At 70.5% G+C, this 22,209-nt stretch carries 15 protein-coding genes; 2 read left to right on the top strand and 13 right to left on the bottom strand.

The window, feature by feature from the left end:
• Nucleotides 1–6: 6 nt before the first annotated feature.
• The 9 genes from ACFV2X_RS23810 to ACFV2X_RS23770 all read right to left on the bottom strand — a co-directional run bounded on the left by ACFV2X_RS23810 (nucleotide 7) and on the right by ACFV2X_RS23770 (nucleotide 11,671).
• Nucleotides 7–2,160, bottom strand: a complete 2,154-nt coding sequence (locus ACFV2X_RS23810; protein ID WP_385619680.1) for a hypothetical protein — start codon at nucleotides 2,158–2,160, stop codon at nucleotides 7–9.
• Between the two features lie 136 nt (nucleotides 2,161–2,296).
• Nucleotides 2,297–2,647: a UBP-type zinc finger domain-containing protein gene (locus tag ACFV2X_RS23805; RefSeq protein ID WP_385619677.1), complete on the bottom strand. Its 351-nt coding sequence runs from the start codon at nucleotides 2,645–2,647 to the stop codon at nucleotides 2,297–2,299.
• A complete protein-coding gene (locus ACFV2X_RS23800) occupies nucleotides 2,644–4,170 on the bottom strand; it encodes an ATP-binding protein (protein WP_385619674.1) in 1,527 nt (508 codons plus the stop codon). Before ACFV2X_RS23800 ends, ACFV2X_RS23805 begins: the two co-directional genes overlap by 4 nt.
• Nucleotides 4,167–5,843, bottom strand: a complete 1,677-nt coding sequence (locus ACFV2X_RS23795) for an FAD-dependent oxidoreductase (RefSeq protein WP_385619672.1) — start codon at nucleotides 5,841–5,843, stop codon at nucleotides 4,167–4,169. Before ACFV2X_RS23795 ends, ACFV2X_RS23800 begins: the two co-directional genes overlap by 4 nt.
• Nucleotides 5,844–6,176: 333 nt before the next feature.
• Entirely contained in the window at nucleotides 6,177–7,370 is a 1,194-nt protein-coding gene (locus ACFV2X_RS23790; protein WP_385619669.1) for an alginate lyase family protein, read from the bottom strand.
• A gap of 106 nt (nucleotides 7,371–7,476) precedes the next feature.
• On the bottom strand, nucleotides 7,477–8,160 hold the full coding sequence (locus ACFV2X_RS23785; RefSeq protein ID WP_385619666.1) for a DUF899 family protein: 684 nt from the start codon (nucleotides 8,158–8,160) through the stop codon (nucleotides 7,477–7,479).
• Between the two features lie 150 nt (nucleotides 8,161–8,310).
• Entirely contained in the window at nucleotides 8,311–8,934 is a 624-nt protein-coding gene (locus tag ACFV2X_RS23780) for a hypothetical protein (RefSeq protein WP_385619664.1), read from the bottom strand.
• Nucleotides 8,931–10,652 carry a PHP domain-containing protein gene (locus ACFV2X_RS23775; protein ID WP_385619662.1) on the bottom strand — a complete coding sequence of 574 codons (1,722 nt, stop codon included), beginning with the start codon at nucleotides 10,650–10,652 and terminating at the stop codon, nucleotides 8,931–8,933. Before ACFV2X_RS23775 ends, ACFV2X_RS23780 begins: the two co-directional genes overlap by 4 nt.
• Before the next feature lie 179 nt (nucleotides 10,653–10,831).
• The gene (locus ACFV2X_RS23770; RefSeq protein WP_385619660.1) at nucleotides 10,832–11,671 is read right to left on the bottom strand and encodes an NAD(P)H-binding protein; all 840 of its coding nucleotides are present in this window, start codon (nucleotides 11,669–11,671) and stop codon (nucleotides 10,832–10,834) included.
• Nucleotides 11,672–11,761: 90 nt separating this feature from the next.
• On the opposite strand from ACFV2X_RS23770, the gene ACFV2X_RS23765 reads away from it, so the two are divergent.
• Complete coding sequence (locus ACFV2X_RS23765) at nucleotides 11,762–12,673, top strand: AraC family transcriptional regulator (RefSeq protein ID WP_385619658.1); 912 nt, start codon at nucleotides 11,762–11,764, stop codon at nucleotides 12,671–12,673.
• A gap of 12 nt (nucleotides 12,674–12,685) precedes the next feature.
• On the opposite strand, the gene ACFV2X_RS23760 is transcribed toward ACFV2X_RS23765, so the two are convergent.
• The 4 genes from ACFV2X_RS23760 to ACFV2X_RS23745 form a co-directional block, all read right to left on the bottom strand.
• On the bottom strand, nucleotides 12,686–13,801 hold the full coding sequence (locus tag ACFV2X_RS23760) for a hypothetical protein (RefSeq protein ID WP_385619656.1): 1,116 nt from the start codon (nucleotides 13,799–13,801) through the stop codon (nucleotides 12,686–12,688).
• 16 nt (nucleotides 13,802–13,817) lie between these two features.
• Nucleotides 13,818–16,514, bottom strand: coding sequence for a hypothetical protein (locus ACFV2X_RS23755; protein WP_385619654.1), 2,697 nt, complete (start codon nucleotides 16,512–16,514; stop codon nucleotides 13,818–13,820).
• Between the two features lie 101 nt (nucleotides 16,515–16,615).
• On the bottom strand, nucleotides 16,616–17,323 hold the full coding sequence (locus ACFV2X_RS23750; protein WP_385619652.1) for an IclR family transcriptional regulator: 708 nt from the start codon (nucleotides 17,321–17,323) through the stop codon (nucleotides 16,616–16,618).
• A gap of 203 nt (nucleotides 17,324–17,526) precedes the next feature.
• Nucleotides 17,527–20,838, bottom strand: coding sequence for a right-handed parallel beta-helix repeat-containing protein (locus ACFV2X_RS23745; RefSeq protein ID WP_385619650.1), 3,312 nt, complete (start codon nucleotides 20,836–20,838; stop codon nucleotides 17,527–17,529).
• Between the two features lie 85 nt (nucleotides 20,839–20,923).
• On the opposite strand from ACFV2X_RS23745, the gene ACFV2X_RS23740 reads away from it, so the two are divergent.
• On the top strand, nucleotides 20,924–22,105 hold the full coding sequence (locus ACFV2X_RS23740; protein ID WP_385619648.1) for a S8 family serine peptidase: 1,182 nt from the start codon (nucleotides 20,924–20,926) through the stop codon (nucleotides 22,103–22,105).
• Nucleotides 22,106–22,209: the final 104 nt, after the last annotated feature.

Raw genomic sequence — 22,209 nt, 5'->3', positions numbered from 1 at the left:
CCGGCCCTACACGGCGCGTGCCAACCCCTCCCACCGCACGCGCCACCGCCCGCCGGACGGGAAGCCGGGCGCATCGCCCCCGGCGCCGTCCCATCCGGCGGCCATCAGGGCCACGGCGTAGAGCAGCCCGCCCGCGCCCGGGAAGTACGGCGTGGCGACCCGGGAGCCGCCGAGCGGCATCCCGGCGTCGTCGAACCCGAACTTCTCGTGCAGCAGAAAGTCGACGGCGCGGTCCGGCTCGCCCATCCGCGCCGCGTTCATCGCGAGCATCGGGAAATCCCAGCCCCAGGCGGCGTCCCAGGCCCATACGTCCCACACCTTGCGGGCGGTGGCGCGCATGACCGTCGCGTCCACGTCGTGCCCCGGCAGCCAGCCGTACAGGCCGACCAGCGAGGGGTGGTCGTAGATGTACTCGGTCCACATGTCGCGCACCCCCTCGTACGCCACATACACCCCGTCCTGCACGGGCAGGGGCGCGAGGCCGTCGAGCACCGTCTGCCAGCCAGGGTCCGCGGGGTGCCCCAGCCGCTCGCGCCACCGCTGCGCAAGCCGCAGTCCAAAGCGCCAGTAGGACAGTTCGAAGGCGCCGTTAACGGTGACCTTGGGGTCACTGTTCTCGGAGACGAGATGCAGGGGCGGGCCCAGCACCTGGCGGCCCGCGTCCTCGAAGGCGTACGAGGCCATGAACTCGGCCGTGGCGAAAACGACTTCCCGCCACTTGTCCAGGGTCGCGCGGGTCGGGTGGGCCCGATAGTCCAGTTCGGCGAGGAAGATCGGATGGGGCTGCTGCCAGAGCAGCAGCGCGTTGATCTCGCCGGGCGACTGGCGGCCGCCGGGATCGGTCATCTTGGGCCAGCGCGCGCCCTGGTAGCCCTGGAGCCGGGCGCGTTCCCGGGACGAGTCGAGGAGGCTTTCGTAGACGCCGACGCCGCGGTCCAGCTGCGGCCAGCGGTTCCACAGCGCGTAGTGCGCGGCGTGCCACCAGTACATCTCCATATGGAACTTGCCGTACCAGCCGTTGTTGACCAGTCCGGACTCCTGGGGCGGGGTGCTGCCGGCCTCGTTGACCGCCAGCAGGTACTGGCTGAGCACCACCCGGCGCTCCAGCTCCCGCCACCGGGGATCGGTGCTCTCCGAGAGGTCGAGGGCCCCGCCGGAGCGCCAGAACGCCGGCCAGGCCCTGGCAGTGGCTGCCTCGACCGCCGTGGCGCTGGGCACCCGGGGGGAGGGCCGGGGCGCGAAGAGGAAGGTGGCCTCCAGCCGGGTGCCCGCGCCACCGCCGAGCAGATACCGGTGCGGATGGCCGTCGGCCCGCGACGGCCGTTCCCCGCCGCCCCGCCAAGTGAGGCCCACGGTGTAGCGGGTGTCGTCGAGCTCATGGGTGATGTCAGCGCGGCGGGGCCCGCGGGTCCGCAGCCGTGTGGTGTGCGCATCGGGGCGGTCCCAGACGCCGACGAAGGGCGCGGAGAACTTCTCCGCCCCATTGGCGTACGGGAAGTCGATGAACACCGCGAGCCGGCCGTCGGCCACCAACGGTGAGTCGATCCGTACGGCCACCGCGTCCAGATCGGGGCCGCAGCTCGTCCGTACCGTGACGGGGCTGCCCTCCAGGGTGAACCGGCTGTGCAGCGTTCCGGTCCACAGGTCCAGCCGCTGGTGGCAGCCGCTCAGATCGGCCTCGACCGCCTCGGTCCCGTCGGCACGCAGCAGCCTCAGGCCGATGCGGGCCAGATTGATCCGATGCGGGTTCGCCCTCAGCCAGTTGGAGAGTTCCGGGTGCTGCGGATCGGGGATGTCGTAACGGACCGGCCGGCCATGGGTGTCCCAGATCTGTCCGGCGAAGTCCGACGGGGTCTGGCCGTCCGGGAGCGGATCGCTGTGCCAGCCCCAGTCGGACAGGGTGGCGAAGGGCAGAAACGTCTGCAACCCCGTCACATCGGCGCCGAACGCCAGCTGTCCATTGCCCACCTGCAGCGGGGTCAGGGGATCGCTGGCGGTGCGGACCACGTCATGGCGCGATACGAGTGCGTGCCGGTCGATTCCGCCCGGGCGCCGCGGCGACGTCCGGGCGACGGCGTCGCCGACCCGCCAGCCCGCGGTGACCGCGGCGGCGACTCCGGTCATGCCGGTGCGTACGAAGGTCCGACGGCTGACTGCCATGAAGGGACTCCCGCCGTGTCGCTGATTGAATCGTTTTTACAGCGGGCGCAAGCTAACAAGCCCTTCGTCCCCAGGGCAATGGTTCTGACAGCACTGACCGTGGCTTGATCCAGGCGGGCCCGGGTCACCCCAGGGGCTAGCCCAGCGTCTGCGCCCAGTTCTCGGGCACCCGCCCCGCGGGGCCGGGCACCGGCTGGTCGGCAGGGTGGCTCTCCGGCGGGGCCAGCGGCGGCCCGGACTCGTACAGCTCGGAAGTCTCGTAGTTCCAGAACCAGCCCTCACCCGGCTCGAAGCTGCGGATCAGCGGATGCCCGGTGGCCGTGGCATGCGCCGTCGCGTGCTTCGCGGGCGAATCGTCGCAACAGCCGATGTGGCCGCACTGTGCGCAGCGCCGCAGATGGAACCACCATCCGTCGACGGCGTCACATTCGACGCAACCGGTGCCACTCGGCGGCACCGAGGGGTCTATTCCGTTCTGCGTGGTCATGAGGGCTCCTGTGAGGTACTGGACTGCGGGGTATCGGACTGCGAGGTGCCGGACTGCGAGGTGCCGGACTGCGAGGTGCCCGACTGCGCGGCATCGAGGTCGGTGGCGGTCAGCGGGAGGCGCACCTGGAAGCGGGTGTCGCCCGGGGCGGACTCCAAGCGGATATCGCCGTGGTGTTTGTTGACGACGATGCGCCATGAGATGTCCAGGCCGAGCCCGGTGCCCTGACCCACCGGTTTCGTGGTGAAGAAGGGGTCGAAGACGCGGTCGCGGATATCCGCGGGAATGCCCGGCCCCGTGTCGCCGAACTCCACGAGCAGATGGTCGCCGTCGAGCGCCGTACGCACGGTCAGAGTGCCCTGGCCGTCCACGGTGTTCATCGCGCAGACCGCGTTGTCGATCAGGTTTGTCCATACCTGATTGAGCTCGCCGGGGTATGCGGGGATCTTCGGCAGCGTGCGGTCGTAGTCCTTGACGACGGTGATCTGCGGGCCCATCTTCCCGGAGAGCATCAGCAGGGTGCTGTCCAGCAGTTCATGCACATCGGCGACCTGGAAGGGGGCCCGGTCGAGCTGTGAGTACTGCCTGGCCGCGTTGACGAGGCCCGAGACGCGGGTGGTCGAGTCCTCGATCTCGTTCATCAGGAGCTCGGTTTCGACGGTGTAGTTCAGCCACCGTATGGCCCCTGGGAGGGTGTCCTCGCCCACTGCCGCCGCCACGTTGTCCAGCCAGTCGGTGTCCAGGCCGGCCTGGACGAACGTCGGCGCGAGCTGCCATCCGTCCTCGATGCCATGGTCGTCCAGCCAGTCGGAGAGGGCGTCCTCACGGTCCGCGGTCTCCAGCGGGCTCAGGGCGGTGGCCTTGGCGACGCGCTCGGCCGTACGCTCCTGGACCTCGACGAGGATCTGCAGGGTGTCCCGCCGGTACGGGCCCGCCGCGATGGCCCCGAGCTTGTGGCGCATTCCGGCGACCCGCTCCCTGAGCGCCGAAGTGGCCCGCACCGCCGCCGCGGCCGGGTTGTTCAGCTCATGGGTGAGACCCGCGGTCAGCGAGCCGAGAGCCAGGAGCCGTTCCCGCTGCCCGATGGCCTGCTGGGTGTTCTTGGTGCCGAAGAACAGCCCCTCCAGCAGATGGACCGCCATGGGGAACCAGTCGCGCATGATGCCGGAGAACGTCTCGGCGGGCAGCACGAAGAACCGTGACGGTTCGACGACCCGCAGCGAGCTGGTGTACACCTGCTGGACGCGGTCGCCCAGATAGGCGTGGAACGCTCCCGCGTACACACCGCGGCTGGAGCTCCGGTTCACCTCCACGTCCTGGGTGCCGACCCGGCTGGAGAGCACGAGCGTGCCCTCCAGCAGCACATAGAAGCAGGTGGCCGGGTCGCCTTGGGCGTACACCGGTCCCGGTTCGAACCCCTGCACCCGGCCGTCGCGGCACAGCCGCGCAAGCTGCTCGGGGGACAGCTTCTCGAACAGGAACAGGGAGCCGATCTCCTCCGGGTCGCAGTGCAATCCGTTCATGACTGCTCCAGATACCGGTGCACCAGCATGACCGCCATGGCTCCCTCTCCGACGGCGGAGGCGACGCGCTTGGCGGACTCGGCCCGCGCGTCTCCCGCCACGAACACCCCGGGGACGTTGGTCTCCAGGTGGTACGGCGGCCGGTCCAGCTCCCAGCCGGCCGGCGGGCGCCCGTCGGCGGTCAGATCGGGGCCGGTCAGAATGAATCCGCGAGCGTCCCTGAGCACGGTGTCGCCCAGCCAGTCGGTCAGCGGGGCCGCGCCGATGAACACGAACATCCACTGGGCGTCGATGAGCTCACTGTGGCCGGTCGCGGTGTCGCGCAGGGTGAGCCGCTCCAACTGGCGCGCGCCATGGGCGGCCTCGACCACCGTGTTCGTACGCACCGAGATCGTGGGCGCGTCCGTGACCTGCTGGACGAGATAGTGCGACATCGAGGACGACAGGGACTCCCCGCGCACGACGAGGGTGACCGACTTGGCGCCCCGGGCCAGATACATCGCGGCCTGGCCGGCGGAGTTCGCGCCACCGACGATATAGACGTCATGGTTCTGGCAGGCGGTCGCCTCGGTCAGCGCGGAGCCGTAGAACACCCCGCACCCGGTCAGATCGGCCACCCCTGGCGCCTCCAGTTCCCGGTACGACACGCCGGTGGCGAGGATCACGGCGTGTGCGGCGATCGCGGAGCCGTCCGAGAACCGGACGATGCGCGCCGCGCCGTTGACCTCCAGCCCGGTGACCTCGCGCGCGGTCAGTATCTCGGCGCCGAACTTCGCCGCCTGGCGGCGGGCCCGGTCCGTGAGCTGCGCCCCGGACACGCCGTCCGGAAAGCCGAGGTAGTTCTCGATCCGTGAGCTCTGACCCGCCTGGCCACCGGTCGCCGACCGCTCCACCAGAACCGTCCGCAGCCCCTCGGAGGCCCCGTACACGGCCGCCCCGAGCCCGGCGGGTCCGCCGCCGATGATGACGAGGTCGTAGAAGTCGGCCTCCGGCGTCGTCGCCAGACCCACATGGGCGGCGAGGTCGCGGTCCCCGGGCTCGACGAGCGCGGTGCCGTCCGGGGTGATCACGAGCGGCAGCCGCAGTCCGTCCTCGCCCGCCGCGGACAGCAGCCGCCGCCCTTCCGGTTCGTCGGACGAGTACCAGCGGTACGGCACCTGGTTGCGGGCCAGGAATTCCCGTACGTCCGATGAGCGCGCCGACCAGCGGTGTCCGACGACCTTGGTGGTGAACACCGGCCGGTGCTCACTGGTCCGCCATGCCTCCAGCAGATCGTCCAGGACCGGGTAGAGCTTCTCCTCGGGCGGGTCCCACGGCTTGAGCAGGTAGTGGTCGAGGTCGACGACATTGATCGCGTCGATGGCCGCGTCGGTGTCCGCGTAGGCCGTCAGCAGCACACGGCGGGCACCGGGGTAGATGTCGAGCGCCTGCTCCAGAAACTCGATGCCGTTCATCCGCGGCATGCGGTAGTCGGCGAGGATCACCGCGACGGCGTCCCCCCGCAGCTTGAGCTCCCGCAGCGCCTCGAGGGCGGACTCCCCGCACTCCGAGCGCACCACGCGATACCCTGCGCCATAGCGTCGCCGCAGGTCGCGGGCTACGGAACGGGACACTCCAGGGTCGTCGTCCACGGTCAGGATGATCGTCCGCGCTGTGTCTGCGGCCTGTGCCATGCGTCTCCCACCCCGGGCTGATCGGCGCCACCTGGCGCCGCCGGTCCGTGTGTGTCTGTCCGGTCCATGCGTGCGCTGGTGATCCCCATCATATGGAGCATCATCCTGCTTCGCTATGAAAAATCCCGTTGTATGCATCCCTCGGCCACCCGAGGGCGGGGACGCCCTCACGGGTGATCCGCCCAAGGGGGGCCGGGCCATGTTAAGGGGAGAGGGCGGCCGCGCGGTTGACTGTCCGCGCACGGTATCGCGTCCGGCAGTGCACGGCCGCGGCCTGGGAAGTCTCACCGCGGTCGCCGGGCCGACGGCCCGGCGACCGGTGATCGGTGACGGTCAGGAGGGGTTGTCCGCGTGGGTGAGGGTCGTCCACGCGTTGAAGTAGTTGTCCGTGCCGGAGGGCCGGTGTCCCTCGGTGTACTTCTGGGTGTTGGACATGGCGATGCCGAGGCGGTTGTGAAGGGCGTTGTAGCCGACCTCGGTGACCTCGGCGAGGCCCTTCTTGACCGAGCCGCCGCACAGCCAGGACGGAACGGCGGTGCCGTTCTCATAGGAGGTGTGGAAGCCCAGCGCGTAGCGCAGCCGGTCCTGGATCTTCGGATACAGGTCCTGGCCCTGGATGCGGCTGGTCTCCGCGATGTCCGCGACGGAGGCGATGCCCCAGCCGGTGTGCCCGAAGTCGCGGCAGGTCTCCTGGGCGAGGCCGTCGGCGAAGGTGCTCTGGCCCTGCCAGTACTTGATGATCTCGGCGCTGGTGTCGATGCTGCTGTCCGCGGGCGGCTTGGGCAGATCGCCGTCGCTGGTCAGATATATGTACGCCGGGACGCGGGCGAGATAGGTGGCGACCGCCTTGTCGTAACTGGTGCGGTCCTCGATGAAGACCGAGATGCCGATCGCCGCCTCGGTCATGACCAGTTCCCAGTTGCCGTTCTTGGTCGCCGCGCCGTTGATCACTTCGGGGAGATATACGTTGCGCAGCATGGTCGCGAAGCGCCCGGCGCCCGGCCAGCCGCCGTCGTAGGTGTACTTGATGATCTCGGCGGCCCGCGGCCAGGTGGATCCGGACCAGCCGGTCTGCAGCGGGGCGTTGCTGTTGGTGTGATCGGTGATGGTCGCCGACCAGGCGTCCATGATCTCGATGGACTTCTTGGCGTATCTGCTGTCCCGGGTGAAGTACCAGGCGAGCGCGTCGGTGTAGGCCGCGATGGCGTCCTGGCGCTCGTCGGTGCAGCCGTAGTTGGGGTTGGAGGAGGAGCCGCACTCCACGACGGCCCGCGGCTTGGGGGTGCGCGAGAGCGAGGCATAGGAGCTGGCCAGCATGTCGTCGTACGCGGCCTTCCAGGGCTGCTGGCCGGCCTGCACCTTCGATCGGGCGTAGTCGAGTTGGGCGCGGCTCACCAGGACGCCGGGGTGGGCGAAGGTGGCCGGCGCGGCCGTCGCGTGTGGGGCCGCCGGGCCGGTGAACTGAAGGCTCAGCAGGCCGGCCAGCAGCGCGAGAACGGTACACAGGGCGGTTCTGGTTCGTGCCATCCGGTGACCTCTTCCGTTCACGAATGGGAACGCAGTTCCGAATACGGATAGGAATGGCCTGGACCATAAGAGTCCCGTGTGGACATGTCAATGTTCGCGATGCCGGTCAGTAGTCCAGCCGCGGGTACCAGTCGTCACGGCCGTCCGGCGTCAGGTCCAGCAGATTCCAGACGGGGCTGAGGAGGTCGATCCCGCGCTCCTTGACGTCCTCGGCCATCCGCGGATGGGCGGAGTAGCGGTGGCGGACCGTGCCATCGCCGCCCCGGGTGAAGACCGAGATCGTGGAGTCCTGCTCGCCGTCCTTGTCCTCGCTGCCGAGGTCGTATTTGAAGGTGCTGTCCCCGCAGCTCAGCAGGCGCAGCCGGGACCAGCCGCGGTCGCGGGCGAGCTGCCGCAGGGCGGGCGGGTCGGCGGCCGCGGCGATGACGAAGTCGGCGTTACGGGCGATGTGGTGGGCGACGCCGTTGTAGCCGTCGGTCCACAGGGTGCACATCGGGCACGGCTCGGTCTGCGACTTGCCGTACATGAAGTGGTAGACGATCAGCGGCCGGTCCGGGGCGGTGAACAGCTCGCTCAGGGTGGTCTCGCGGACGGGGGAGTCGCCCGCGTGGAGGTCGGCGGGGCCTTCGACGAAGACGTAGTCGTCGACGGCCGGCCCCTGGGGGAGCGCCCGCCGCTGGGCCGCGACCCGTTCGCGGTGGCGCATGAGCTCGATCTCGGCGAGCCGGAGCTCTTCGCGGGCGGCGAGATAGTCCGCGGGCTCATCGGGCAGTCGGGTCTGCCGCAGCATCGCATCCTCCTGGGTGGGAAGGCCCCGAGGGGATTCGAGTCTATGGCGGTTCCGAGGCACGCCGAGGCCCAGAAATAGTGTGCCAAGCGAGAAAACGCAGATCAGGAGGGTAACAGCCGGGCGGTGGGCTTGCTCCAGCAGTGAGCCCCGTCAGGCGTGGTCGGCGCAGCAGGGCGTGGGATTGGGGACTTCGAACGGCGCCAGCGCCCCGCCGGCGGCCGGCATCAGGGCGAGAGTGAGCCGCCCGTCCCGCCACTCGGGCCGTACGTGGTCGCGGGTGAGCACCGGCGTGGCGGGATCGGGCCCCTGGCCGTCCGCCATCGGCGCGCCGACCACGGTGATCCGGTCGACGGCGGTCCAGGCGAGCAGATCGGCCACGCTCACCGTGCCCGTGAGGCGTTCCACTCCCGGGTAGACCACGGCCCGCCCGCCGCTGCGCCGGGCGTGCTCCGCGGCGGCCGACGCAGCCGTACGGGCGGCCTGCTGCGCACCGTACGAGCGCTCACCCAGGACCGCCCCCACATCCGGGCGCTCCCATCCGGCGATGCGCTCCCATACGGCCTCGGCCGCGGCGGCGTCGGGCAGGGCGAACGAGACGGCGGTGGAGCGGCGCTCATCGGTGCGGATCAGATGGGTGCAGGCGACCGTGCCCGGCGCGAGGGCGAGGTGGTCCAGCAGATCGCGGATCAGATGGTCGGCCTCGCGCAGATTCGCCGACCCGGCGTCCACCCCGATGAAGGAGCGGACGCCGGGTACGTCGTGGGGTGCGGTCATGCGGGCAGGACCCACATGGGGTTGGAGTAGAACCACAGGTCCTTCCACGGATCGGCGTCGCCGATCACGTCCATGGCTGGCCCCGCCGGGTCGACGGCGGCACCGCGCAGGCCGACGGCGCCACGGTTGCCGTCGGTGCCGCGCAGCCGCACGTACACCGGCTTGTCCACCCGGCCCAGCGAGTAGGTCAGGCGCACCGAACCGGTCGACTTGTTGACCTCGAAGGACTTCACGACCTTGGTGTCCGGGGTGGTGAAGGTGTCCTTGTCGGAGACCGGGCCGGTGACGGCGCCCTGGATGACGTCCACCCGGGCCAGCTTCGGCACGAACTGCGACCAGTTGGGCCCATTGGCCAGGCTGATCTCGACGACCAGGTCGACCTGGCTGCCGCGGCGCACATGCAGGGCGTCGCCGAGGGTGATCGCGCGTCCGCCGGAGCGCAGCTGGGCGTTGAGACCGCTGATGAGTCCGCCGTGGTCCACCCAGACCCGGCCTGCGCGGATTCCGTCCATGACCGCCTTGTAGCCGAAGGAGGCGGCGCCCACGTGGGTGCGGGAGTACTGGCCGGGCCAGAAGTCGGTGTCGGTGAGGTTGAGCCCGCCGCCGTAGGCGGGGTCGTTGTAGCGGCCGTTGGCGTTGAAGTCGCTGTTCGGGCCGCGTACGGCGGAATCGGCGTAGACGTTGTGGGAGTCGGAGTTGGCGGTGATCCACCAGGGCTTCCCCTCGGCGAGCAGGCTGTCCCACAGGCCGCCGACGGTGGCGGTCATCCAGTCGAAGCCGCCCCAGGTGCGGTAGCTCTCCAGCGGGTAGCCGGGATAGGAGTCGGCGCCGGGGCTGTTGTCGTAGATGCCACGGGCCCCGCCGGGGCCGTTCGGGGCGGGCAGCCCGGCGGCCTGGTGGCCGGGGGCGCCCTCCATGCCGACGGCGATGGTCGGCTGGGCGTCGCGCCAGCCGCGGATCTCGTGCGGGGAGTCGATGCCCTTGCGCGCCGGGTGGTTGGCCAGGAACAGGATGTCCTTCACCCGGCGGCGCTGGACCTGCTCGGCGAGGAAGTTGACTCCCGCGATGGCCAGCGCCTCGTTGGCGGGGGTGTTGGAGGTGGCCTTCTTGACCGAGCCGTCGAAGGAGTTCTCGAACTCCTTCAGCACCGCCACCTCGTTCTTGCCGGGGTGCACGAACACGGTGCCGTGCTCGGCGGCCGGGATGTTCCACTCCAGGCCCTGGAAGACGAGGGTGTCGTCGATCTGGTCGCGGGCGGCGACGATGTCCGGGTTGACCTTCTCCACGCCGATCTTGGCGTGTGTCTCGCTGCCGTGGTCGGTGATGACCATCCAGTCGAGACCGTGAGCGTTCGCCTGTCGTACGTGGTCGATGACCCGGTACTTGGCGTCCGAGCTGTACTGGGTGTGGATGTGGTGGTCGCCGGCCAGCCAAAGATACCCGCCGGAACGCTCGCTCCGGGAACTCGCCGACGCGGCTGTCGCCGACGCGGGCTCCGCGGCCGCGGCCTGGCCCGCGCCACCGAGGACGCTGCCCGCCGCGAGGCCCGCGCCGAGCAGGCCGGTGCGGCGCAGCATGGAGCGCCGGGAGAGCTGGCTGGGGGTCAGCGCCTCGTCGGGCACCGACATGTCGAGGGCTGGCGGCAGGGACGATGCGTCGCCGCTCCCGTGGTGGTGGTGATGGTGGTGACCGTGGCCGTGTGTATGACCGTGGCTCATGTTCAACTCCCGCCGGCGCAGGCACGTACATGCTGGGACGTGCAGATTCTGAGAAGCCGGCGTGAACGAGAGAGGTCCGATCGGTGGTGTGATGAGGAACGGCTGATGTGCGGTGGGCGCACATCTGGTGTGTGTGCCGGTGGCACCCGCGAGCGCGGGTGCCACCGGCGTACGCTCGGCTACGACCACGCGCCGGCCGCGGCGGCCCGGGTGGCGTAGGTGTCGAAGTCGAGGGGGTCGCGCCCGAGTACGCGCCGTACTCCGTCGGCGGGCTCGGCGAAGTGTCCGGCCCGCATCCCGGCGAACAGCGCGTTGAGCTCCGCTGCGGCCGCCTCGGAGACACCCTCGGCCAGGAGCTCGGCCCGGTACTCCTCCGGTGTGAGCTCCACATAGCGGATGGGCCGACCTGCCGCCTTGGCGATCGTCGCCACCGCCGTGCCGAAGGTGAGGGCCCGTGGTCCGGAGAGGTCGTACACCTGCCCGTGGTGGCCGTCCTCGGTCAGCACGGCCGCGGCGACATCGGCGATGTCCTGGGCGTCGATGAACGGCTCGGGCACGGAGCCGATCGGCAGGGCCAGCCGGCCGTCCCGCAGCGGGGCACGCCAGACGGCGTCGTCGTCGAAGTTCTGGTTGAAGTTGTTCGGGCGGAGGATGGTCCACCGCGCACCGGATTCGCGTACGGCCTGCTCCGCGGCGGTCATGCCCTGGAAGAAGTCCGCGGGGACCCGGTCGATTCCGCGCCCGGACAGGGCCACGAAACGAGCGACGCCCGCCTCGGTGGCCTGCTTGACGAAGATCGGGGCCGGCGCCGGGTCCTGGGGAGCCATGAGATAGACCGCCGACGCCCCTTCCAGGGCGGTGGGCCAGGTGTCCTGGTCGGACCAGTCGAAGCGGACCTCGCCGGAGCGGGACGCGGCCCGGACGGTCCTGCCCGCCGTCCGCAGCGTCTGCACCAGTCGGCGTCCGGTCTTGCCCGTCGCGCCCAGGACCAGAACCGCTTGGTTGCTGTGTGTTGTCATGCCGGCCAGTCAACTGGCCGCGGTACGGGACGGGGCATGGGCCGTCGTCCGTGGATCATGTCCGATCGTCCGGACGGATATCGTGAGCCCATGGACCCGTTCGACGATCTGCTGCGAGGTGTCCGCTCGGACGGCGCCGGCTTCAGCCGTACGGAGCTGACGCCGCCGTGGACGCTGCGGTTCACCGAGGGGGCGTCCCTGACGCTGTGCACGCCGCTGCGGGGTGAGGGCTGGATCTCCCGTGGCGAGATCTCCCGAGGCGAGGGCGAGCAGCCGCGGCCGGTCCGGGTCGGGGACACCGCGATCGTACGTGGACCTGGGCCGTTCGTCCTCTCCGACCGGCCCAGGTCGCAGGGGCTGGCCGAGGTGGCGCCGGCCGATCGTACGGTGCTGGTCGTCGGGACGTTCCAGGTGCGGACCCAGGTGGCGCTGCGGCTGCTCGGGGTGTTGCCCCCGGTGCTGGTGATGCCCGGCAACGACGGGTGTGCGTCGCTGCTCGACTTCCTGGATTCGCAGTCCGCCGCCTGTCCGCCGGGGCAGCGGGTCGTGCTGGACCGCCTGCTCGACTGGCTGCTGGTGTGCGCGCTGCGGGGTTGGCTCGACCAGCCCGGGGCCGTGCCTGTCGGATGGTTCCGCGCGCTGGGCGACGAGGCGGTCGGCCCGGTGCTGCGGGCCATGCATGCGGCGCCGGACCGGCCCTGGACGCTGGCGGCGCTGGCCGGTGAGGCGAGGGTGTCGCGGACGACGCTGACCGGTCGGTTCGCCGAGCTGGTGGGCAAGCCGCCGTTGACGTATCTGACCGACTGGCGGATGACCCTGGCCGCCGATCTGCTGCTGGAGTCCACCGCGACGGTTGCCGCGGTGGCGCACCAGGTCGGATACGCGGACGCGTTCGGCTTCAGCGCGGCCTTCAAACGAATCCACGGGGTGAGCCCCAGCGAATATCGCAAGGCATGCCGCACGAGTGCCGATTGCACCGGTACGGCATGCTCACCGGCCTGACGAGTTCCCGCCTCAGCCCGGCACCAACGCCGGCTTCGGGCTGAACACCAGGCGGCGGCCGAGGGCCGAGAGCCACTTGCCCGCGGTCTCCAGCGCCGTGGGCATGGCGGAGGCCCGAGCGGCGAGGGAGGCCGCGCCCACCTCCCCGGCCTCGGCCGCCACGCCCGCCCCCGCCCCCGCTTCGGTCAGGCCCGTTCCGACCGCCGCCGCGCCGAGCTCCAGGCCCGCGACCACCGGCAGCAGTTCGATGGCGAGCAGCGCCAGCAGCCCGACGCCCATGACCGCGGCGGCCAACCGCAGGGCGTCCCGGTCACGCGGCATCCGATTGAGGTATTCCTCGTTCAGCCATGGGGTCAGGGTCACGCCGTACGGGGTCCGGGCGGCCGCTCGGCGGCGTTTCTCCTCGTCGATCAGTTTGCGTACGACTGTCAGATCGGAGTTGTAGGGCATGCGGTGGATCTCGTACAGCAGCAGCCCGTCGATTCCGTAGGGCCAGTTGCGGTTGAACGTCGGCTGGAAGCAGATCCACTCGACGTACTTGTTGCCCTGCTCGTCGGTGTACGGCGGCAGCGGGACGATCCGCTGGTACATGGGGACCGGCCGCCACTTGGAGGCACCGGCCTGGACGCTGTAGGAGGTCAGGCTGAAGCCCTCCTTGATGTCGGGGTCGAGCCTGCGGATGATCTGCTCGAACTTGTTCAGCTTGTAGCCGATGTCGTCTCTGAGGGTGGGCACCGCCTGATTGGCGGTGGAGACCTCCAGCAGTTCCAGCACGATCGGACCGGCCTGCGGGGGCCTGGCACAGAATCCGAGAATGTCGGGGCGCAGCTGCCCGCCGGCCTTGAAGTCCCTGCGGAACTCCTTGACCAGCCGCCCCAGCAACCGGTCCGGGCCCGTCAGGTTGGTGAGCAGCCGCGTGTACTCGTTCTCGGCCAGGACGAAGGACGCTTCGGGATAGCGGCCTTTGAAGTCGGGATAGAAGTAGCCGAACATGGCCCCTTGGGCCCACTGCCACTCCATGGTGTTCTGTTCCCCCTTGGCCGTGCCTTGTACCCGTCCCGCGCCCCGGGTGAAGTTGCCCTCTCCGGGGCAGATCGTGATCTGCTGGGTGTCGAGCCCGGCGGCCATGACGCACCAACGCCCTTCAGGAGATGGTCGAGAGATTGCTGGTGACCGCGATGTCCGTGCCCGACGTCGGGGTGTATTCGTTCCATTCGGCGATCAGTTCGCCCTTCTCGCCCGGCTGCATGACCGGGAACGGCGCGGACGGCGATCCGGTGTGCGCGTTGTCGAGCCCGGCGACCTCGATATGGGTGCCGTCGGGAATCCTGGTGATCTTCTGCGCCTCCTGGCTGTGTTCCAGGCCGTGGACCGCGTCGATGACGACCTGGGCGCCGACCACGAACCCCGCGCTGGAGGCGACGGGAATGGACACCGGCCGGGTGGAGGGGCCCACCGTGGCGGTCGAGGTGGTGAACACCGCGTCCTCCAGCCGGGTGGCGACCCGGCCGGGGTTGGCGGGCGGGATCCCCGGATAGTTGCGGTCGTCGTAGGCGGCGATCTCCTGGGCGATGGTCCAGTACTGCGAGGGGTTCTCGGGGGCGTTCGGGTCGTCGATGACACCGTGCTCGACGAAGTTCACCCACCGCGTCTCCCAGCCCCTGCGAATGGTGAGCACCACCCGCGCGCTGCCCGCGCGCAGAAACGCCTGCCGGTTGGCGTCGGGGTGTTCGATCTCGCGGATGAAACGCCAGCTCTCGGGGAGGTCCCAGAAGTACGAGTAGAGGAAGCTCACCACGTTCTCCCACTCGATGGCCTGGTTGACGAAGCGCACGACGTCCTCGTACTGGCGGACCGTCGTCCACAGCGTCGAGTCGGGGCCGATGGTGTTTCCCTCGAAGCCGGTGCCGTGTGCCACGTCCACCTTGGCCGCGGTGAATGCGTCGAGGACTTCCTTCGGCATGCTGGGGAACCTGCCGCCGAGCAGGTAGCGCAGCACGTTCTTCATGATCTCGTCGCTCTCTTCACGGCGCAGGGTGAGCGTGTCCACGTCGTTCAGCCGCGCCTCCAGCGCCGCGATCCGGCCGGCGATGTCCTGCTGCCGTGCGTAGTATTTGGTCTGCGCGGCCGTGTAGAGCGCGTTCCACACATCGAACTGCCAGCGTTCCATGGCGGCCTGGGTGGGCTGGACTTCGGCGGTCAGCAGCAGGGACTGGGTGGACACCTGGTCGAAGACCAGGACGAGGACCGGTGTCCCGGTGGCGCCGGCCATGAAGTCGCCGCCGTCGGTGTCCCGCTTGAGCACGGTGTCCGGGGCGAAGACCTTCTCCCCGAAGGGATCGAAGGGCAGGGTGGTGCCCTCGATGGTGAACTGGCCCGAACGGCCGGCGAAGCTTGTCATCCGGCCGCTGATGGTGATGCTCACGATCTCGTATCCGGCGGGGATGTTGAGGGGCATCCTGGTGACGCCCCGGCCCTGTGGAAGCGGCCCGGTCTCCACCGCGTACGTCTGCGGGGGCAGGTCCGGTGGCGGCGGCGGGACCTGAGCGTCGTACTGGTCGGCCAGCACCAGATAGTGAGGCGACTTGGGGGTGGGCGGGTCCGTCTTCGGCGGCTCCGGGTCGCCCTTGCGGACCTCGGCGGTGATGTCGTTGTGCGGGACGTTGAAGACGAACGGCCCGAGCTGGGCCTTCAGTGCCTCCAGCTCCGCGTACGGGCGGCGCATGGTGGCGGCGGGCTCCGGGAGGACGATGTCGTATGTCTGCCGCATGCCGTACCGGTAGAGGCGGACCCGCCACTTGCGCATGAGGCTGAAGTAGTCGATGCGGATCGGGTTGGTCGCGCTGGGGTTCTTCAGCGTCCTGGTGGTGGTCTGCGAAGTCCCGGTGACCGTGGTCGTGGTGATGGTGACCTTGTGCTCCTGCCGGGCGCGGGTGGACGCCTTCTGGGTCAGGGTGGTGGCGTGCTTCCTGCTGTCGGTCGCCGACTGGGAGGCGGCGTCCTGCCCGGTGTATCCCGAGGTGACGGAGCCGGAGATGACGGGGATGCCGCCGGAGACGGTCCCGGTGATGTTGAACTGGTTGGAGTGCTGCTGCTGTGAGGACGTCGACTGCGACAGCTCGGTGTTGTCGGTGACCCCGGTCTCGCTGAAGGTCTCCAGCGAGTCGGTGACGATCGAGCTGAACTCCTTCTTCTGGACCGACCATTCCTTGTAGGTGACGGCGGTCTCCTCCTGCGGGGCCAGGGGAATGGTGGCGACGAGTTCGCCGCGCTCTATCCCGGCCGGCGTCATCTCCAGCCGTTCCAGGTTCATCAGGCCCATCCGGGGCGCGGCGGTGTTGGCCTCGAGACCCTTGGCCGCGACCACGGCGGTCTGCAGCGCCTGTAGCGCCGCGCCGCGCGCCGCCTCGTCCGTCTCCTCCGCGCGCTCGTGGCGCAGGGCGACGACAGCCTGCCCGAACTCATCGAGCGCGCGGGTGGGGACCGCGGCGAAGGCGGAGAGCGGAGCGGGGGAGAAGGGGGACGGGGTGAGCAGGTCCCCCAGGGGATCGGCGAGTTCGGGGTGCCGGTCCCGTATCGCGTTCGCCTCGTCCGGCTGGAGCTGGAGCTGACGTACGAACGCGGCCTTCGTCAGGGCCTGTCCGATGGGTGGGGTCTCCACGTCCAGGGGGACGAAGGTCGCTTTGTCGATCTCGCGGGTGGACTGGTCGAGCACGGGCGCCGTCACCGGCGGGGTCGTCGGCGGAATGGTTGGAAGGGTCGTCGGCGGCACCGGTGAGGGGATGCTCGGCGTGTCGGTTCCGGACCTGGATCCCGATCCGGACTCGGCGACATGGGTCATGGTGATCTCCACAGAGGGTGACGAGGGCCGCACTCCGGGCCACTGGCCCCGACCTTCGCACAGCGGGTCACTCCGGGACATCTGTTGTGCCGCTGAGCGGATCAGCGCCCCGAGTGCCCTTGCATCGAGGCGCTGATGACCCTCCCTGCCCGCACCACCGAGGCCGTCAGCGGGGACAGCGGCTGAGAGGGGTCGACCAGGGCGCACAGGGCCGCGACGGCCGTGCCGCTGCGGCCGCGCAGGGGGACGGCGACACAGCACACCCCCTCCGCGACCTCCTGACGGTCGACGGCGAACCCGGCCTCCCGGATCCGTGCCGCCTCCCGAGACCACGTCTTGGTCGGCGGGTCGACGGGCAGGCCGGCGGGCGCGCCCGCCACCAGGACCTTTCCCGCGGCGGTCGTCCAGGGGAAGGCCGTCCCCGCTCGCATCGGCGCGAAGGTATCCCATTCGCCCGGGACCGCGGCGGCCGTCAGCGCCCGGCCCTCGCGCAGTACGAAGATCCCCACCGTCGCACCGGTGGCTCTCGCCAACTCGTGGACAGGTCTGCGGGCGAGCGCCAGCATGCCGGGGTGCGGCTGCCAGCCGAGACCGAGCCGGAACATGCGCGAGCCCATTCGGAAAAGGCCGCCCGAGCGTTCCACCGCACCCAATTCGACGAGTTGTTCGAGGAGTCGGCGTGCGGTCGTCTTCGGTAATCCGCTCTCCGCGGCCAGTGCTGTCAGCCGGGATTCCCCGGCCCTTTCCACGGCCTCCAGCAAGGCGAACGCACCTTCGAGGACCCCGCGCCCGCCACCTGGCATATTCATATCCACCACCGCCGAGCCCGCCCTTCCGCCACCGCTCTGTGCTCCCTCAGGGAAAGGAAAGCATTCTTGGATGGACGGAAGATAAATTCCCACGTGAAATACGCGACGGTATTGACAAGCGGGCCTGCCCGCCCCCACCCCACGCGGACTTACGGGGTGAGGCGGCGGCTCTTTCGTTGTGTCACGCGGCTTGCGTCACGCGGTCACCCGAGGACCCCCTGCCCTGCGGTCGGCAGGTCCTCGGGCAGCAGCGTCCGCAGGTCGTCCACGCTCGGCTGGCGCAGCGCCGTCAGCCGCCTGGCCTGGTAGGTGATCATGGTTTCCAGCAGTTGCCGGGCCAGCCGCGCGTTGCCGAAGGAGCGGTCGCGGGGAATGTCCGCGATATGGGTGCGCAGCGCCTCCAGCGTGGCCGCCGGACAGGCGTAGCCGGACTCCTCGGCGTGCCGTTCCAGGATGGTGAGGAGTTCGTCGGTGGTGTAGTTCTCGAACTCCACGAAGCGGGAGAAGCGCGAGGCGAGGCCGGGGTTGGAGTCCAGGAAGCGCCGCATCTCCGCGGTGTAGCCGGCGACGATCACCACGACCTGGTCCCGGTGGTCCTCCATCAGCTTGAGCAGCGTGTCCACGGCCTCGCGGCCGAAGTCGCTGGAGTTGCCCTCGGGGGTGAGGGTGTACGCCTCGTCGATGAACAGCACACCACCCATCGCGCTTTCGAACACCTCCTTGGTGAGCTGCGCGGTGTGGCCGACGTAGCGCCCCACCAGATCGGCGCGCGCCACTTCCACCAGCTGGCCGCGGGGCAGTACGCCCAGGGAGTGCAGCAGCCCGGCGTAGAGGCGGGCCACGGTGGTCTTACCGGTGCCGGGCGGGCCGGAGAACACCAGGTGCTGGCTGATCCGCGGGGCGGGCAGCCCGGCCGCCTCGCGCTGCTTGACCGTGGTGAGCAGCGAGACCAGATCGGTGACCTCGCGTTTGACCGCCCCAAGGCCCACCATGGTCTCCAGCCGGGCCAGCATTGCCTCCCGGTCCTCGTCGGTCTTCTGCTGGGCGCCGCTCTCGTCGCTGATGTCCTCGGGCAGCAGCAGGGTCAGGTCGCGCTCTGCCGGTTCGGCCATGGCGGCGAGGCGGAAGGCCTGGCGGTCCACCATCTCCTCGAACACCCGGCGCGCGGCACGGCCGTTGCCGAACGTGGCGCCCCGGTCCATCGCCTCGAAGTGGGCGGCCAGCGCCTCGGTGGTGCCCGGTCCCAGTTCGTACTGGTGGGAGGCGCACATGCTCTCGGTGATGGTCACCAGGTCGGTGACGGAGTAGTTGGTGAACTCGATCGTGCGGGTGAAACGGGAGGCCAGGCCCGGGTTGGACTCCAGGAAGGAGGTCATTTCCGACGAGTAGCCGGCCGCGATGACCACGACGTCCTCGCGGTGGTCCTCCATCAGCTTCAGCAGCGTGTCCACGGCCTCGCGGCCGAAGTCGTTGGAGCTGCCGCCCTCGGGGGTGAGGGTGTAGGCCTCGTCGATGAACAGCACACCGCCGATCGCCTCGTTGAACGCCTCGGTGGTCTTGATGGCCGTACCGCCGATGACCTGCGCCACCAGATCCGCGCGGGAAACCTCGACCAGATGGCCCGAGGGCAGGACGCCCAGCTGGGCGAGGATGGAGCCGTAGAGGCGGGCCACGGTGGTCTTGCCGGTGCCGGGCGGGCCGGCGAACACCAGATGGCGGCTCATCGACGGCACCGGCATCCCCAGCCGCTGGCGCCGCTGGGAGAGCTGGTTGAGGTTGACCAGGGTGCGCACCTGGTGCTTGACGCCGTCCAGGCCGATCAGCGCCTCCAGTTCGTCCAGCGGCTCCTTGGGCGCGGCGGAGCCGGAGTCCTTCCCCGCGGCGCGCCCGGTGGCATTCGCGGTCACCGCGGCGCCCCAGATGTCGGGCGTGGCGTTGTCGGCGCTGGTCAGCTCCAGCACCTCCAGGCGCTCGCTCACCCGGGTCTGGGTCAGCCCGGCGCCCCGGTTCTCACGTACGGTGCAGCCGGTGACGGTGACCGGTTCGGCGCTGTCGATCCGGATGCCGTCGCCGACGCTGCCGCTGATCTCACAGTGGTGCAGCTCCGCGCGGGAGCCCGCGGCCAGGAGCACACCGTGCGCCCCGGCCCCGGTGACCCGGGCCCGGGTCAGGGTCAGCTCGCCGCCCTCCTCCACGGCCACGCCCGAGGCGCCGCAGGTGTCGATCTCACAGTCGAGCACGGCCGCGAGGGCGTCGCGGCCCACCGAGACACCGGTCTCCGAGGACGAGCGCAGCACACAGTCGTCGATCCGCGTATTGCCGCCGTCGGCGACACGTATCCCGCCCTCGCCCGCCCGCTCGACGGTGCAGGACTCCAGGCGTCCGCGCCCGTCGTCGCCCACCTCGAAGCCGTACTTGCCGGGCGCGGTGATCCGGGCGCCGCGCAGCAGCGGATTGGCGTGCGAGCGGATGGCCACCGCGCTGCCGACCGCGTCCATCACCTCCAGCCGGTCGAACTCGGCGGTCGACTCCTCGGTGAGCAGCACGGCCGCCGCAGCATCGGCGCAGTCCGACACCGCGGTGCGCAGAAAGGACGGCGAGCTGGAACCCGCCACCCGGATCGCCGAACCGGTGGCCGAGACGAACTCGCAGTCCTCGAAGGTGCCGCGGGACCGTTCGGAGACGATCACCCCGCCGCCCTTGGTGCGCAGCGTCCGACACCTGCGCAGCAGCGGGTCGGCGCCCGCGGACAGCGCGATCGCCGGCCCGGTGGTGCCGGACACCGTGACGTCCTCGACGGTGGGGCGGGACGCGCTGGTGAGATAGACGCCCACCGTCGTGTCGCGGACGGTGCAGCGGGAGACGTATGTGGTGCTGTTGCCCTCCAGGGCGATGGCGGGCTTGTCGGTGGAGGTGATGTCGCAGGACTCGATGGAGCCCTGTGATTCGCCGTTGGCGAGCACGCCGTTGCCGCGGGCGTCGCGGATACGGCAGCCGCGCACCGTCGAGCGGGCGCTCTCGCTGAGGACGACGCCGGAGGTGCCGAGGTTTTCCAGCACACAGTCCTCGATGACGCTCGCCACGTCGGAGGTGTCCACGATCCCGGCGCCCTCGCGGTTGGTGACCCGGCAGCCGCGCATGGCCAGCGAACCGGTCTGCCGGGCCAGCACCGCCGTCCAGCCGGAGCCGATCACCGTGCAGCCGTCCATGGCCACTTGCCCGCGCGGCGCGTCCACCACCGCCACGTCCTCGCTGCCGCCGCGCAGCGTCAGGTCGGTGAGCATCACCGCGTCCGCGACCAGCGTCAGCGCGGTGCCGCGGCGCGGGCAGATCTCCACGCTGCCGGGCTCGCCCTCGGCGACGAGCGTGACCCGGGTCTTGACGGTGAGGTTTTCGGGGTAACGGCCGGGCCGGACATGGATCACCGCTCCGGTACGTGCCGTGGCCAGCGCCTCACCGATCGTCCGGAAACTTTCCGGTTGCTCCGGGCAGACCGTCAGTACCTGCCGTGACACGCTCGGACCTCCTGAATTGATGGTGCCGTGAACAATGCCCGGACCGAGCCGAGTTGGCGGCCGGGCTTCCCCTATCATGCGTGGCATGCGAAGTGACCGTTACCACCGCGCCTCTGTGACTCTCGCGGTGGCAGCCGCTCTTCCCGCGCTCATGATGTCCACGCCCGCGCAGGCCGATGAGGACGATCCGGTCAGCCTGCCCGCGCTCCGCTCGCGCGTCGCCGCCGACGAGAGCTGCGCCACCGCGTCGCTCAAGACCGCGGAGCAGCAGCCGTGGACGTGGCAGGCGTTGCAGCTGTCCCGGGCGTGGCAGCTGTCGAAGGGCGCGGAGGTGACCGTGGCCGTCGTGGACACGGGCGTGGGTTCCGACCTGCCCGCGCTCGACGGCCGGGTGACCCAGGCGGGAGACGCGGGCGTCGACTGCGTGGGGCACGGGAGCTTCGCCGCGGGCCTCATCGCCGGAGCCCCCAGTGGCAAGGGAGCGGTCACCGGTGTCGCGCCCCGGGCCCGTATCCTGGCCGTCAGGGCCACCGACGCGCGTGGCAACACCACCGCCCAGCAGGTCGCGGACGGCATCAGGACCGCCGTGGACGAGGGCGCGGACATCGTCTACACCGGGCAGGCCCTGGCCGTGGGCAGGAGCCAGTTGACCCAGGCGGTCGCCCACGCCACCGCCAAGGACGTGCTGGTGATCGCCCCGGCCGCGCCGGACATCGCCCCCGAGGGCGCCGATGGGCGCCCCGACCCGCGGGCCCGCGCCTACTGGCCCGCCCAGGTCCCACAGGTGCTGTCGGTGGTGGACTATGGGCCGAGTGGCGGCCGTCCGGAGAAGGCCGCGGCCCCCCTCGCCCCGGACCTGGCCGCCCCCGGCGACGCCGTGGTCGGTATCGGGCCCAAGGGCAGTGGCCACTACATCGGTTCCGGGTCGTCGCTGGCCGCCGCGCATGTCGCGGGGGCCGCTGCGCTGATCCGCTCGTACCACCCCGAACTGTCCGCCGCCGAGGTCTCCCGCCGGCTGACCGAGGCCGCCTACCCCGGCGAGGCGCCGCGCCTGGACACCTACGCCGGGTTGACCGTGGTCCTCGGCGACGGCACGCGGGCCGAGCCGAAGGCTGCCGCCGCGCACGTCCCGCCCGCCGCGGCAAAGGCGCCGCGGGTACGGGCCCTGCTGATCGCGGGCGTGGCCGGGGCCGTCGTCCTGCTGGTGGCCGCGGCCGCGTTCGTCGTGCCGCGCGGCAAGGCCCGCGGCTGGCGCCCGGCCGGATAGCCCTGGCGGGTTCCGGCGTGGTGGTTGGCGGGTTTGGAGCGGGGGCACCACCCCCCCCCCCCCCCCCCCCCCCCCAGTTTAAAAAAACACCAGGGCCAAAAGGG

Origin of the sequence: Streptomyces sp. NPDC059679 (genome assembly GCF_042734105.1) — a bacterium.
Lineage (GTDB): Bacteria > Actinomycetota > Actinomycetes > Streptomycetales > Streptomycetaceae > Streptomyces.
The sequence above is the reverse complement of the archived record's forward strand: the minus strand, read 5'-3'. Positions and strand labels throughout refer to the sequence as shown.

Coding starts and splice junctions, on each gene's coding strand:
- ACFV2X_RS23795 (WP_385619672.1), bottom strand. CDS start 5,843: ATGGCACAGGCCGCAGACACAGCGCGGACGATCATCCTGACCGTGGAC.
- ACFV2X_RS23755 (WP_385619654.1), bottom strand. CDS start 16,514: ATGACCCATGTCGCCGAGTCCGGATCGGGATCCAGGTCCGGAACCGAC.
- ACFV2X_RS23750 (WP_385619652.1), bottom strand. CDS start 17,323: ATGAATATGCCAGGTGGCGGGCGCGGGGTCCTCGAAGGTGCGTTCGCC.
- ACFV2X_RS23775 (WP_385619662.1), bottom strand. CDS start 10,652: ATGAGCCACGGTCATACACACGGCCACGGTCACCACCATCACCACCAC.
- ACFV2X_RS23790 (WP_385619669.1), bottom strand. CDS start 7,370: ATGGCACGAACCAGAACCGCCCTGTGTACCGTTCTCGCGCTGCTGGCC.
- ACFV2X_RS23770 (WP_385619660.1), bottom strand. CDS start 11,671: ATGACAACACACAGCAACCAAGCGGTTCTGGTCCTGGGCGCGACGGGC.
- ACFV2X_RS23810 (WP_385619680.1), bottom strand. CDS start 2,160: ATGGCAGTCAGCCGTCGGACCTTCGTACGCACCGGCATGACCGGAGTC.
- ACFV2X_RS23765 (WP_385619658.1), top strand. CDS start 11,762: ATGGACCCGTTCGACGATCTGCTGCGAGGTGTCCGCTCGGACGGCGCC.
- ACFV2X_RS23740 (WP_385619648.1), top strand. CDS start 20,924: ATGCGAAGTGACCGTTACCACCGCGCCTCTGTGACTCTCGCGGTGGCA.
- ACFV2X_RS23800 (WP_385619674.1), bottom strand. CDS start 4,170: ATGAACGGATTGCACTGCGACCCGGAGGAGATCGGCTCCCTGTTCCTG.
- ACFV2X_RS23805 (WP_385619677.1), bottom strand. CDS start 2,647: ATGACCACGCAGAACGGAATAGACCCCTCGGTGCCGCCGAGTGGCACC.
- ACFV2X_RS23785 (WP_385619666.1), bottom strand. CDS start 8,160: ATGCTGCGGCAGACCCGACTGCCCGATGAGCCCGCGGACTATCTCGCC.
- ACFV2X_RS23780 (WP_385619664.1), bottom strand. CDS start 8,934: ATGACCGCACCCCACGACGTACCCGGCGTCCGCTCCTTCATCGGGGTG.
- ACFV2X_RS23760 (WP_385619656.1), bottom strand. CDS start 13,801: ATGGCCGCCGGGCTCGACACCCAGCAGATCACGATCTGCCCCGGAGAG.